15 protein-coding genes are annotated in these 12231 nt (G+C 42.5%); 7 read left to right on the top strand and 8 right to left on the bottom strand.

The annotated features are described in order from the left end of the window. Positions 1-16 precede the first annotated feature (16 nt). Together NSS76_RS04080 and corA are read left to right on the top strand one after the other, a co-directional pair. Positions 17-526, top strand: coding sequence for a hypothetical protein (locus NSS76_RS04080; RefSeq protein ID WP_024425256.1), 510 nt, complete (start codon positions 17-19; stop codon positions 524-526). Between the two features lie 133 nt (positions 527-659). After that, on the top strand, positions 660-1619 hold the full coding sequence (gene corA / locus NSS76_RS04075; protein WP_025093503.1) for a magnesium/cobalt transporter CorA: 960 nt from the start codon (positions 660-662) through the stop codon (positions 1617-1619). A gap of 92 nt (positions 1620-1711) precedes the next feature. Here the strand turns inward: corA and pdaA are convergent, their stop codons facing one another. Beyond that, positions 1712-2503 (bottom strand): delta-lactam-biosynthetic de-N-acetylase, encoded by a 792-nt coding sequence (gene pdaA, locus NSS76_RS04070; protein WP_044334668.1) that lies wholly within the window; start codon positions 2501-2503, stop codon positions 1712-1714. A 101-nt stretch (positions 2504-2604) separates the two neighbouring features. After that, positions 2605-2796 (bottom strand): SE1561 family protein, encoded by a 192-nt coding sequence (locus tag NSS76_RS04065; RefSeq protein ID WP_012009274.1) that lies wholly within the window; start codon positions 2794-2796, stop codon positions 2605-2607. A 146-nt stretch (positions 2797-2942) separates the two neighbouring features. On the opposite strand from NSS76_RS04065, the gene yfkAB reads away from it, so the two are divergent. From yfkAB to NSS76_RS04050, 3 genes are all read left to right on the top strand, one after another. Continuing rightward, positions 2943-4064 (top strand): radical SAM/CxCxxxxC motif protein YfkAB, encoded by a 1122-nt coding sequence (yfkAB, locus tag NSS76_RS04060; protein WP_044334665.1) that lies wholly within the window; start codon positions 2943-2945, stop codon positions 4062-4064. Between the two features lie 7 nt (positions 4065-4071). Further along, complete coding sequence (locus NSS76_RS04055) at positions 4072-4908, top strand: mechanosensitive ion channel family protein (protein WP_044334663.1); 837 nt, start codon at positions 4072-4074, stop codon at positions 4906-4908. Between the two features lie 221 nt (positions 4909-5129). After that, positions 5130-5849: a YebC/PmpR family DNA-binding transcriptional regulator gene (locus NSS76_RS04050; protein ID WP_034283703.1), complete on the top strand. Its 720-nt coding sequence runs from the start codon at positions 5130-5132 to the stop codon at positions 5847-5849. A 357-nt stretch (positions 5850-6206) separates the two neighbouring features. Here the strand turns inward: NSS76_RS04050 and NSS76_RS04045 are convergent, their stop codons facing one another. The 3 genes from NSS76_RS04045 to NSS76_RS04035 all read right to left on the bottom strand — a co-directional run bounded on the left by NSS76_RS04045 (position 6207) and on the right by NSS76_RS04035 (position 8567). Further along, positions 6207-6989 carry a YfkD famly protein gene (locus tag NSS76_RS04045; protein ID WP_024425268.1) on the bottom strand — a complete coding sequence of 261 codons (783 nt, stop codon included), beginning with the start codon at positions 6987-6989 and terminating at the stop codon, positions 6207-6209. A gap of 67 nt (positions 6990-7056) precedes the next feature. Continuing rightward, positions 7057-8124, bottom strand: a complete 1068-nt coding sequence (gene cax / locus NSS76_RS04040) for a calcium/proton exchanger (RefSeq protein ID WP_044334656.1) — start codon at positions 8122-8124, stop codon at positions 7057-7059. A gap of 65 nt (positions 8125-8189) precedes the next feature. Next, positions 8190-8567, bottom strand: a complete 378-nt coding sequence (locus tag NSS76_RS04035) for an OsmC family protein (protein ID WP_024425269.1) — start codon at positions 8565-8567, stop codon at positions 8190-8192. A 75-nt stretch (positions 8568-8642) separates the two neighbouring features. On the opposite strand from NSS76_RS04035, the gene NSS76_RS04030 reads away from it, so the two are divergent. Together NSS76_RS04030 and NSS76_RS04025 are read left to right on the top strand one after the other, a co-directional pair. Next, the gene (locus tag NSS76_RS04030) at positions 8643-9806 is read left to right on the top strand and encodes an MFS transporter (RefSeq protein ID WP_268464828.1); all 1164 of its coding nucleotides are present in this window, start codon (positions 8643-8645) and stop codon (positions 9804-9806) included. A gap of 16 nt (positions 9807-9822) precedes the next feature. Then, positions 9823-10329, top strand: a complete 507-nt coding sequence (locus NSS76_RS04025; protein ID WP_341080872.1) for a GNAT family N-acetyltransferase — start codon at positions 9823-9825, stop codon at positions 10327-10329. Between the two features lie 208 nt (positions 10330-10537). Here the strand turns inward: NSS76_RS04025 and NSS76_RS04020 are convergent, their stop codons facing one another. Genes NSS76_RS04020 through NSS76_RS04010 form a run of 3 tightly spaced genes read right to left on the bottom strand, consistent with a single transcriptional unit; the run spans position 10538 to position 12198 of the window. After that, positions 10538-11356, bottom strand: a complete 819-nt coding sequence (locus tag NSS76_RS04020) for a YihY/virulence factor BrkB family protein (protein WP_283859953.1) — start codon at positions 11354-11356, stop codon at positions 10538-10540. 27 nt (positions 11357-11383) lie between these two features. Further along, positions 11384-11707 carry a YtxH domain-containing protein gene (locus tag NSS76_RS04015; protein ID WP_135032903.1) on the bottom strand — a complete coding sequence of 108 codons (324 nt, stop codon included), beginning with the start codon at positions 11705-11707 and terminating at the stop codon, positions 11384-11386. Between the two features lie 20 nt (positions 11708-11727). After that, entirely contained in the window at positions 11728-12198 is a 471-nt protein-coding gene (locus NSS76_RS04010) for a low molecular weight protein-tyrosine-phosphatase (protein ID WP_024425273.1), read from the bottom strand. Between the last annotated feature and the right edge of the window lie 33 nt (positions 12199-12231).

Genomic DNA, 12231 nt, shown 5'->3' with positions numbered 1-12231 from the left:
AAAGGAGATCCGACCAATGAAAAAAACAATTCTTTCTGTTGCCCTTGCCACTGCTGTTTCTTCGACACTGCCAGTATTCGCTGACGCTGCTGAGCCAAAAACTTCAGCACCTGTTTCTACTACACTTCAGCAAACTGTCTTAAACAAAGCTGCTGAAGGTAAAGCATCTACAACTGCAGGAAACGTTAATATTAACTTTGATGTACTTGGTATTGCAAATGCATTAATCAATGCTGCAAATGCTAACACAAACCGTGAAGGCTTTGTCAAAGGATTAATGGAGTCTGCTTTCTATGCTGCTGGCGCAAAATACAATGTCATGGTATTTAACTTAAGCCAAGGTTATGAGACTCGTTTCAACGGCGTCAAAACGTTTGCTACTGTGAAATACGGAAGTATTACGTACGGAGTCTGGGTATTCGAAAATGGATCTTTCACAAACAAAGGTGACGGCGGCTACATCAACTGGGCATTTAGAGGCTGGTTCGACCGTAATGGTGGTTTCGTCAACTTCCGTCGTCCTTAATTCTCGATTTTATCCATCAATCATACACGCACATTGAACCGATCTCAAAAATGAGATCGGCTTTTTTTATGAAGAAAACGTATAAGTTCACCGGTGCTGCTTCATGATATAATGCAAGTCTGGAGGGGTGCACATGCTGAGAAAACTTGCAGTGACAAAAAACGGCGACTTGATTGAACATGCAACATTGCAGCAGCTTTCAAGCCCCGATATCGCCTGGTATTGGATTGATTTTCATGCGCCAACGGAAAAGGAAGCAGCGCTTTTAAAGGAATATTTTCATTTCCATCCACTCGCGATTGAAGATTGTTTTCATTATTTACAGCGGCCCAAGCTTGATTTTTATGAAGGGTATTTGTTTTTCGTGCTGCATGCCCTTAATCAAAAAACGCTTCGTTCTGAGGAAGTCGATCTGTTTGTTGGTGAAAACTATATCGTGACCTTTCATTTGAAGGAAGCGCCATACGTTGAACGTGTAATTCGAAAGCTCAAAGGGTCTGATAAAGCGAGAAACAGCGGACCTGAGCATATTGCCTACATGCTGATTGATCAGCTTGTTGATGATTATTTCCCTATTATTTATCAAATTGAAGACAGGCTGAATGAAATTGAGGATGAAGAAGGGCATAAAACGTATGGCACATTGATGAACGAAGTATTCGGGATTCGATCAGATTTACTCAAACTGCGAAGAACGATTATCCCGATGAGGGACCTTTTATATCGTATTGTGAACACAAATATGATGAAAAGCGATACAAACCGCCAAGCGTATTTTAATGATATTTATGATCATCTATTAAAACTAACCGAAATTGTTGAGTCAAACCGTGATATGACAGCCGATTTACGAGACAGCTATCAGACGCTGAATTCCAACCGGATGAATGCAATCATGATGACATTGACCATTGTGTCGACCATTTTTATTCCACTGACCTTTATTGTTGGGGTGTACGGAATGAACTTTGACAACATGCCTGAATTACACTGGAAATACGGCTATTTTGGCGTGCTGATATTCATGGGTCTCCTCGTCTCGGGGATGCTTTTGTGGTTTAAACATAAAGGGTGGTTCAGGATTTTTAAATAGTGTTGACTTTTTTTCAAATCATCACCCTCTTTTTTATCGTAAAAATAGAGAGGGTTAATCAAAAAGCCTGCAGGTCTTCTGCAGGCTTCTTTCTATAGCTGTGGCAGATGCCATACTTTTTCAAGCATGAGATCGTCTAGGCTTTTAAAGGAATATCCTTGTTTTTTCAGAGCGGTGATGGCATCATCCAGCGCTTCGGCATTGTCTCTTGAGACGGTATGAAGTAAGTAAATGGCTCCTGGGTGCGCCTGCTTCATCATTTGATCGTAAGCATACTGTTTTCCTTTTTGATGATGGATATGCCAGTCCACAAACGCCACTGACCAGAAAACGGTTTGGTAGCCGAGCTGTTTTGTTTCTTTTAATACCCGTTCACTGAACACACCGCGCGGCGGACGAAGGTAGAGGTTATCTTGTTTTCCTGTGATTTTGTACACAGCTTCATTGACACGGTCCAGTTCTTCTTTGATTTCTTTCGTGCTCTTTGTTGTTAAATCTGGATGATGATAGGAATGGTTGCCAATGATATGACCTTCTTCTGCCATACGTTTGACAAGCCCGGGCTGGTCCTTTACAAAGTGACCTGTCACAAAAAAGGTGCCTGGTACTTGATGTTTTTTCAGCACGTCTAAGATCTTGGGTGTGTACCCATTTTCATAGCCATTGTCGAAGGTAAAATAAATCTCTTTCTTTTTCGTGTTGCCTAAATAGAACGCATCATACTTTTTTAACAGTGCCGTTAATTCTTTGCCCGCATCCGGCGGCCTGTGCTCTTTACTTTTCGCAAATCCCCAGTGGATGGGCTTATTAGACACGGCTGCCGCTTCTGAGAGAGGCATGGAAACAAAAAGCGCACATAAACAGATCAGCATGAATTTTTTCATTTACGTCACTTCCCGGTTTTTCTTCTATTGTGCAGAATAAGACCGAGACTCATACACCGATTCACCTGCCAATTTAAAGAAAAAAGCCCGCATCACGCGAGCTATTCTTCCTTCCAATCGTTTTTAAACCGTTCATATTTCGCTTCCAGGTCATCAATCATCTGGATCAGTCTGTCTATATCCTCAACGTCTGTTGATTCGGGATCTAATGAATCAATCACATTCATAAACATATCTAATCGGTTCTTTAAATAATCAACCTGCTGCTCTTTGCTGTCTGCTGCCTTACCCATCGATACACTCCCTTTAGCATTTGTTTATAGCTTATCTTTTTTTCCCTTGCAAATCAATTGTGTCCCCCTTGCGTATAACCGTGATGAGGCTTAAAATTAACTGTTGGCGGGTCTACGTTTGCCCGAATGAAAAGGAGATAGATACCATGAACCAAAAAACAGCACTTCGTCCGATTACACCTGCATACGACCCCTGGGAAGCCTATCTCGATGTGCAGGATTACGGAGAAATGAAGCTGACAAATATTGAATTTACGACAACAACGCTGTGTAACATGAGATGCGAGCATTGTGCGGTCGGCTATACCTTACAGCCTAAGGATCCGAATGCGCTGCCGATTGATTTGTTACTTCGCCGTTTAGATGAAGTTCCGCTTTTGCGCTCACTTAGTATTACAGGCGGAGAGCCCATGCTTTCTCTTAAATCTGTACGGGAATATGTCGTCCCTTTATTAAAGTATGCCCATGAACGCGGCGTCCGTACACAGATCAATTCAAATTTAACCCTTGATTTGGCGCGGTATGAAGAAATTATTCCATACTTAGATGTCCTTCACATTTCACATAACTGGGGCACTGTCGAAGAGTTTGCAACAGTCGGTTTTGCCATGATGGATCGAAAACCAACCTTTGAGCAGCGCGAGAAATTATTTAACCGCATGATTGAAAATAGTCAGGCACTTGTCAAAGCGGGCGTAACCGTATCCGCTGAAACCATGCTGAATAAGCGCACGCTTCCATATATTGAGCACATCCACCGGCAGATCGTCGAGGAAATGAAATGCCAACGCCACGAAGTTCACCCGATGTACCCAAGTGATTTCGCCAGCGCCCTTGAATCATTGACGCTTCCGCAAATGCGGGATGCGATTCATCAGCTGCTTGATATTCGTGATCAAAACACCTGGATGCTGTTTGGCACCCTGCCGTTTTATTCATGCAGCCCAGATGAAGAAGACCAGCGACTCCTCAACAGATTACGCCAGGAGAAAAATGTCACGGTGCGAAATGACCCTGATGGACGCTCACGGTTGAATGTGAATATTTTTGATGGGAATATTATTGTGACAGACTTTGGCGATACTCCGCCGCTTGGAAACATTGCAACTGATACATTGCAATCAGCCTATACACGCTGGATGGACACGAAATTAGCAAAAGAACTGAATTGTCATTGCCCAAGCGTGCAGTGCCTCGGTCCGAATGTTTTAGTGAAAAACAGCTATTATCAAGATGTTGATTTTACTTCTCGTACAGCCAGGGGGTAACCGATAGATGGACGATACATTTCTGACAGTGGTCAAAAACAAATACATTGAAATTCTCCTTGTTGGACTCATTCTTTGGCTTGCCGTCTTTATGATTAACAAAGCCCTTCAAATTTTCTTTAAACGAACTGAGTTTATCGAGGACAAGAAGAAGCAAACGATCGAGAGCTTGGTCAAATCGGTCACTCAGTACACCGCTTCGATTTGCTTTGTGCTCTATGTCATTTCTCTTTTCTTTCATGACTTTGGGAAAATTCTTGCGGGTGCTGGTGTCGCTGGGATCGTCATCGGTTTTGGCGCACAGACGCTGATTCGTGATATTTTAGCAGGCGTTTTTCTTATCTATGAACGTCAGATTCATAAAGGGGATTATGTGACGGTGAATAACCTCTTTAATGGAACCATTGAAGAGATTGGTCTCCGCTCTCTGCAAATTAGAGAATGGAGCGGCAAGCTGTTAACCATTTCTAACGGGGATATCCGCCAAATCCAAAACTATAACATGCACTACATGCGGATTACGGAATCTGTGTTAATTAGTGCGAATCAAAACCCTGATATCGCCTTTCACGCACTTGAATCAGCATGTGACAATTTAAATCAAATGCATCATGATTTTCTTAAAAAAGATGAATTTCAAAATGCCATTGAACCCTTTCAGGTTCATGGAATTATGGGGTTGAATAAGCTGAATCGCGGGATTGAAATCACAGTAAAGGGAATGGTCGAAGACGAAAAATACTTCGAAGCCGCCCTCGCTGTGCGAAAAGAAATGATCAAACAGCTTCATCAGCATGATGTCAAATTGCTTGAGGATCTCGCTTATCCCCAGCCGGCAAAATAACCTCATTTATGATGGGGTTATTTTTTTATATACAAGTTGCCGGGCTGACCCGGGCTTGCGAGAAACTTGGAACACTTGAACATTCGCTAACAATTCTTTTCATTTCAGCCCTCTACCTTCTATCCTCTTGACTGATTCATGTATAATAGATAGCAGAATGATTTCATGCAGCATGGGGACCCTCATACTGTGTATTTTCTAAGTGAAAGAGAGTGAATAAGATGGGTCGTAAGTGGAACAACATTAAAGAAAAGAAAGCATCAAAGGATGCCAGTACAAGTCGTATTTACGCAAAATTCGGGCGTGAAATCTATGTGGCTGCCAAACAAGGTGAGCCAAACCCAGAATCAAACCAAGCACTTCGTTTTGTCCTAGAACGTGCAAAAACATATAGTGTCCCAAAACACATTGTGGACCGTGCCATTGAAAAAGCCAAAGGCGGTGCGGAAGAGAATTTCGATGAGCTGCGCTACGAAGGATTTGGTCCAAACGGTTCAATGGTGATCGTTGATGCCCTCACGAATAATGTGAACCGTACAGCTTCAGATGTTCGAGCAGCATTTGGGAAAAACGGCGGGAACATGGGCGTAAGCGGCTCTGTTGCCTACATGTTTGACGAAACAGCTGTCATCGGTGTCGAAGGGAAAAGCGAAGAAGAAACGCTTGAGCTTTTAATGGAAGCAGACATTGATGTACGTGACATCATGGAAGAAGATGAAACGGTGATTGTGTACGCTGAACCAGATCAATTCCATCAAGTACAAGAAGCATTCAAACAAGCCGGCGTAGAAGAATTCACTGTCGCTGAAATCACAATGCTCCCTCAAAACGAAGTGACATTAGATGATGAATCGAAAGCACAATTTGAAAAGCTGATCGATGTATTAGAAGAGCTTGAAGACGTGCAGCAGGTTTATCATAATGTGGATTTAGGGGAATAAAAAACTTAAGCCATAGTAGTCGTTGAGTTCATTCAACTTCTACTATGGCTTTTTTATTTTCTCGAAAAAATGTAATATATGTATAAGATGTTAATGTCTACAAAGTTTCAAGGAGATGAGTTTCATTTTTAAAACATGGTGGTTTTCTTATTATGGATTTATGATCATCCCTTATCTTGGCCTATGGCTTATTTTCAACAACTTACCGATATTGACTAAAGTTATCTTCTTTCTTTTTATCATTTGGTATTTATATAACGCCTTTGACTTTTACAAAAATGAACTAAAAAGAAAAAAAGAGAAACCCTATTAGCAAAAAACAGTCATCTCCTCTATTGATAAGAGGAGATGACTGTTTTAATTCATCCCTTGAAACCCAAACGTCAAGTGATCCTGAACAGGAATCCAAGCGCCGATTCCTTGTGAGGTCACGTTTTTCACGACGAGTTTTCGTTTATTTCCTTTTAGTACAAGGTACACTTCTCCGTATGTGACCTTACCTTTTTCGTTAATCGCTGGTGCATAGGCATGAAGCGATGCTGCTTTTTTCGGAGAGACGTGGTATGACTGATCTCGTTTTGTTCCTGCACCAATCACGGTGTCAAAAGCGAGGGGCAGCTTTGTTTTTTGAATCGCTTTTTGCATCATCAATGTTTTCACATCTTCTGGGTTCGGCACTTTTGCTGTGAGGCCTCCGCTTACTTTCACTTGCTGCTTTTGAACGTATTTTCCGATAGCTGTTTTGTTGCCGCCTCTGTTATCAATGTGGTTCGTATTTACTTTTTTGTATTCCCAGTTGGCGACCGTTTCGTTTGAATCATAGCTCAGCGCCCATCTCCCAAGGAAAATGGTCGCACGGTATCCAACAGCTAATGGCGTCCCTGAAATGCTGGATTCATTCAGCATTTTAATCAAATGCGTATTCTCAATCGGTACACTTGTTGTTTTGAACAATTCAGCCGTCAGCTCGCTCGGCTGGAGCAGCGGCTGATCCTGTGACGCGTTTGGATACGTATTCTCCTTGGAGATACTGGCGACAGAGGATGGCACTTTAAATGGCTTTGCCGCCTCTGCTGGAAAGCTGTATAGAAAACTTAAGGATAAGAGAACAACAAACATGATGCGGAGCATCTTTTTCATATCATCACTCTTTCTCATTCATTTTTCCATAGTATTTTCCGCAAAGACGTCCCTTATCCACAAAAGATTATAAAAGGAAAAATCCAATCGCCATAATAAAATAGGCAGCGAGTAATGTGGCGCCTTCAAACCAGTTTGTATCCCCATCATTTGATAAAATCACCGTGAGCAGTACAGAGGATGCCATCGCAATGAGTTCTGGCAAAGAGAAAATGAGCGGCATCTGCTTGTCGAAAAATAACGAGCTGATGACAAGGATTGGTGCGACCATCATGGCAACCTGAAGTGTGGAGCCAAAGGCAATTTCCACTGCTACATCCATTTTGTTTTTATACGCCATGATGACAGCTGAGGCATGTTCTGCGGCGTTGCCGACGATGGCCACAATAATGACACCGATAAACAGCTCACTCCAGCCAAACTGTTCTCCTACCGTATCAAATGTATGAACAAGGCGCTCTGAAATGTACGCAACTGCGATCGTCGAAAGCAGCAAAATCACGGTGGCAAACTTCCCAGACCATTCAGGTGTTTCTTCTTCCGTCTCCGCTTCACCTTGCACGCTCTCCTGCTTGGCAACATAAACACCGCGGTGGCTGACTAGTTTGAAATAAAGCGCCGCAACATAAAGCAAAATCATCACAATGCTGATCCCAATGCTTAAAACAAACTGTTTATTCTCTGCCATCTCCACCGAAAATACTTCTGGAACGACAAACGCTACAATGATGGCAAACATGAGCAAGCCTGAATTGTGCCTTGCATCATGGACATTGAACACTTGGCGCTTATATTTTAATCCACCAACAAAAAAAGACAGCCCCGCCACAAGCAGTAAATTTCCGATGACTGATCCAGTTAATGAAGCAAGTACGATGGCCGTCAGTCCTTGCTTTAAGGCAAAAAACGATATGATTAATTCCACTGCATTTCCGAATGTGGCGTTTAAAAGTCCGCCAATTCTAGGTCCCGCAATGATGGCAAGACTTTCTGTGGCTCTTCCCATAAAACTAGCAAGACCAATAATGGCGATACAATAAACGGCAAACATGATGACCTGCGGGAAATGAAGAAAACTGCCAATCACCGATAGCGGAACACCGATTGCGACAATTACAAGAAACAAACGATTCATACAGCCATTCTCCTTTACATATGTCTGACTGTTATTCTTTCGTGAGTGCCGGCATCGTATACATTTTAGATTCGCGCGTGTGAGAAAGTGATATCAATACTCCCTTTCACGGACTGCACCATAGAGCAATGCTTCAATGCAAGGGTGATCACTTTATCGATTTGTTCATCAGATGTATTGATGTCTTCAAATAAGATATGTAAATGAATGCAGGAAATTTTGTTTACAGCTCCTGCCCTTGTCGTTTCAGGTGTGATCGTCAGCCCTTCATAGGATATTCGCTTTTTACGGCATACATGAATAAGCATTTCTCCAAAGCAGCCTGCAATGGCTGAGGTGAACAATTGAGATGGGCGGAACCCCAGTTCTTCTGTTCCTGAAATAGGCAGCTGCCTGTCCTCAATATGTGCGATCCAATGATCCTTTTTGTATGTCAGCGTCATTCGTTTTCCACCTTTCTATTGAAACCCCTATGGTTCCATTGTACGATGAAAGCATGAACTTGTAAGGAGCATCTTATGTCGAGAATTCACTTTATGATTTTAATTTTACTTGTATCCGTATCTGGTTTTTCACAGGGAGCATTACTTCCTGTCATTTCCATTATCTTTGAACATGCCGGTACTTCTCCTACGTTAAACGGCCTGCATGCCACAGGCTTATATCTCGGTGTACTGCTTGCGTCTCCTTTTATGGAAGCCCCGCTTCGCCGTTTTGGATTTAAGCCATTAATCGTCATTGGAGGCGCCGCTGTCTTTTTAAGCTTGTTTAGCTTTGTATTTTTTGAATCTTATGTCGTCTGGTTCTTCCTCCGGCTCATGATCGGGATTGGTGACCATATGCTGCATTTCTCTACACAGACGTGGGTGACCTATGCTTCATCATCAAGAAATCGCGGACGAAATATTTCATTGTATGGATTATCGTTTGGACTCGGTTTTGCCGCCGGCCCTTTTTTAACGCCGCTCATTGAGATCAATCCAGCCTTGCCTTTTATTGTTTCTGGTGCCGTTAGTTTATGTATTTGGCTGCTTGTGTTTGTTTTAAAAAATACATATCCAGATACAGGCGAAGTGCAAACGTCAGAGCAGACAAACAGTTTAAAGCGCTTCAAAAAGGCCTTTCAATTTGGCTGGGTCGCCTTTATGATGCCATTTTGCTATGGCTTTTTAGAAACGACGCTCAATAGTAACTTCCCTGTATATGCACTCAGAAGCGGTGTGACTGTAGATGCGGTTGCATTTATTTTACCTGCGTTTGCCATAGGGAGCATTGTCTTTCAGCTTCCTCTTGGGATGCTCAGCGACCGGTTTGGCAGGCGCCGCATCATTTTATGTGTGACACTCGCTGGATCATTCTTTTTCCTTTTGGCAGGGATTTTCATTCAATCCGTTTTGGCTGTAGCCATCTGTTTCTTTATTGCCGGAATGGCTGTAGGCTCTACCTTCTCACTTGGCATCAGTTATATGACAGACTTATTGCCAAAGCATCTGCTTCCCGCCGGGAATTTGATGTGCGGGATGGCGTTTAGTGCAGGCAGTATTCTCGGACCGGTACTCGGAGGATTCTTTGTGCAAACGTTTGAAGGAATGAATTTACTTTACCTTGTCAGCATCGTGATATTATTTGTGTTTTGCTGCGTTCGATTTGGGAGAACGATGGCAGTGGTGGAAAGTCACTAAAATGGAGGGGCAATCATTGTTTACATATCACATCACAAATGAGTTGACTTTGGCATCTCTACAATTAGATGATGCAGACACACTATTTAGCCTTATTCAAAAGAATAAGGCCCATTTAGGGGAGTGGCTGCCTTGGATTCATCAATGCCAAAGCGTAGAAGCTGTCAAAACGTTTATTCAATCAACTCAAACCATCTACAATGAACAAAAAGGGTTGGAAGCTGGCATTCAGCTGAACGAGCAATTAATCGGTGTGTTCCGTCTGACAATTAATCAACAATTAGGCAATATCGGTTATTGGATTGATGAAGACGCGCAAGGACAGGGCATTGTGACAACCATCGTCAAATCTATGACAGAAACCTTTGCTCCTAAAGTCAATGGATTTGAAATTTTTTGCCCTATTGGCCATGTCAGAAGTGAACGTGTAGCAATAAACGCAGGGTTTCAGCTTGATCGTCACTACCAGTCAAAACCTGATACAGCTTTTATCCTTAAGCGATATATACGATTGTCGAAATAAAAACTCCCCTGCACCTATGCAGAGGAGTTTTTTTCATTTAATGATAACCATTTTGCCCGTTTGCACTGCCGCTTGTTTTGTGCTTTGGCTGCTGGCCTTTGTTTTGTTTCGTATTGCTTCCGCCTTTTTTCGATTGTTTGGACATATGTGATTCCCCCATCCATCAAGATTGAACATGTTCGTTCTTCTTTAGGATGCCCGAATTTCTTCACACCTTGCCTGGTACGATTTTACGCTTATGTAAAAGCGCATTGAGCTCGCCGCCAAGGATAATCATGATGCCGGTTAAATAGAACCAGATCATTAAAATAATGATTCCCCCAATACTTCCGTACATCGCACTGTAATTCGCAAACTCGCCTACGTAAAATGAGAACAGCATGCTCACCAAAATCCATCCAATTGAGGCAAAAATGGCGCCTGGCAGAACAAATTTCAATTTCAGTCTAATGTTTGGGGCGAAATAGTACAAGGCTGTAAACACAATCAATAAAATCAGCGGGCTAATGATCCACCTCATGGCCGTCCACATGGTGAGAAAGGCATCTGACTGCCCGACTAATTCAGCGAGAAATAAGCCAAGTTCTTTTCCAAAGACAGGCAGCATTAAGGCAAAAATAATCGTGAGAACCATTGCTATGGTTAAGATGATTGATGTTAAACGTACGAGAATGAAGGAACGATTTTCCTCAACTTCGTAAGCATGGTTAAATGCTCTGACGACGGCATTAATGCCGTTAGATGCAGACCAAAGGGCGGCAATAATCCCGAATGACAGCAATCCGCCGTTACGGCTGTTCAGTGTCTCTTCGGCAATGGATTCAATCATCGAAAGCGCTCCTTCTGGCGCATAACCAGAGATGACGTTTAGGACATCCTTCGACGTCAGCGGCAAATATCCAACGAGCGTCAGCACGAAGATGAGAAACGGAAATAATGAAAGCAAAAAGAAGTAAGCAAGCTCAGCAGATTTTGCCGGTCCTTCATGCAGCAAAAAGCGTTCAATTAACGCTTTAATAAAACCCATACGCCTCATCTCCAATGATCAATCTTTCTATTTCGATCGAAAGTGATCCTTTGTTTCTTCAATAATCTCTAATACTTTTGGGGTTGTTTCCTTTAACTGATTGACTTGTTCATTTAAAAATGACAAATCATCTGAGACTGTTCGCATCAGCTGCTTCGTTTCTTCCATTTTTTCTTTCATACAAGCAGAAATTCTGGCTGGCTCCTGACGGTATTCCGCCAGCTTTTCCTGACAGTCATCCCATTTGTCTTTGAGCGCGATTCTCGTTGGCCGATGAAATAATGTCAGCAGTGCGCCGCAAGCTGCTCCTATCATAGCTCCTCGAAGCATGATTTGATTTTTTTCTTCCATCTCGTCTGATCTCCTTTCAGTTAAAGGTGTTTCTCTTTTTTTACATACGTCAAAAAACGATCAATTCCTTTTTCAATTAAATCATGTACTTCCTCAAAGTTTCCAGTGTAATAAGGGTCTGGCACATCATCTCGATCGTCGTCTTCAACAAAGTCAAGAAGACGGCCAATAAAGTGATGTTTCCCATAGCCAGCTATACTGCGAAGTGCCCCTACATTTTCAGCATCCATCGCAATGATATAGTCGTATGCTGTGATGTCCTCATCTATGATTTGTCTTGCGGACATCCCTTCATAGCTGATCCCTTTTTCATCAAGCAGCTTTCGTGTTCCTTCATGCGGAGGACTGCCTTGATGCCAGCCGCCAATGCCTGCTGAATCAATGACAAAGTGCTCGCTTAGCCCCTCATCTTCTACTCGTTTTCTAAACATGGCCTCTGCCATCGGTGATCTGCAAATATTGCCAAGACATACGAATAATACATGAATCATCCTTCATTCTCCTCCTATCTTTTCCCTAAGAAC

The organism is Bacillus sp. FSL R5-0654, from assembly GCF_038008745.1.
Lineage (GTDB): Bacteria > Bacillota > Bacilli > Bacillales > Bacillaceae > Bacillus > Bacillus safensis.
This window is presented reverse-complemented; position numbering and strand designations above follow the sequence as displayed.

Coding starts and splice junctions, on each gene's coding strand:
- NSS76_RS04080 (WP_024425256.1), top strand. CDS start 17: ATGAAAAAAACAATTCTTTCTGTTGCCCTTGCCACTGCTGTTTCTTCG.
- corA (WP_025093503.1), top strand. CDS start 660: ATGCTGAGAAAACTTGCAGTGACAAAAAACGGCGACTTGATTGAACAT.
- pdaA (WP_044334668.1), bottom strand. CDS start 2,503: ATGAAAAAATTCATGCTGATCTGTTTATGTGCGCTTTTTGTTTCCATG.
- NSS76_RS04065 (WP_012009274.1), bottom strand. CDS start 2,796: ATGGGTAAGGCAGCAGACAGCAAAGAGCAGCAGGTTGATTATTTAAAG.
- yfkAB (WP_044334665.1), top strand. CDS start 2,943: ATGAACCAAAAAACAGCACTTCGTCCGATTACACCTGCATACGACCCC.
- NSS76_RS04055 (WP_044334663.1), top strand. CDS start 4,072: ATGGACGATACATTTCTGACAGTGGTCAAAAACAAATACATTGAAATT.
- NSS76_RS04050 (WP_034283703.1), top strand. CDS start 5,130: ATGGGTCGTAAGTGGAACAACATTAAAGAAAAGAAAGCATCAAAGGAT.
- NSS76_RS04045 (WP_024425268.1), bottom strand. CDS start 6,989: ATGAAAAAGATGCTCCGCATCATGTTTGTTGTTCTCTTATCCTTAAGT.
- cax (WP_044334656.1), bottom strand. CDS start 8,124: ATGAATCGTTTGTTTCTTGTAATTGTCGCAATCGGTGTTCCGCTATCG.
- NSS76_RS04035 (WP_024425269.1), bottom strand. CDS start 8,567: ATGACGCTGACATACAAAAAGGATCATTGGATCGCACATATTGAGGAC.
- NSS76_RS04030 (WP_268464828.1), top strand. CDS start 8,643: ATGTCGAGAATTCACTTTATGATTTTAATTTTACTTGTATCCGTATCT.
- NSS76_RS04020 (WP_283859953.1), bottom strand. CDS start 11,356: ATGGGTTTTATTAAAGCGTTAATTGAACGCTTTTTGCTGCATGAAGGA.
- NSS76_RS04015 (WP_135032903.1), bottom strand. CDS start 11,707: ATGGAAGAAAAAAATCAAATCATGCTTCGAGGAGCTATGATAGGAGCA.
- NSS76_RS04010 (WP_024425273.1), bottom strand. CDS start 12,198: ATGATTCATGTATTATTCGTATGTCTTGGCAATATTTGCAGATCACCG.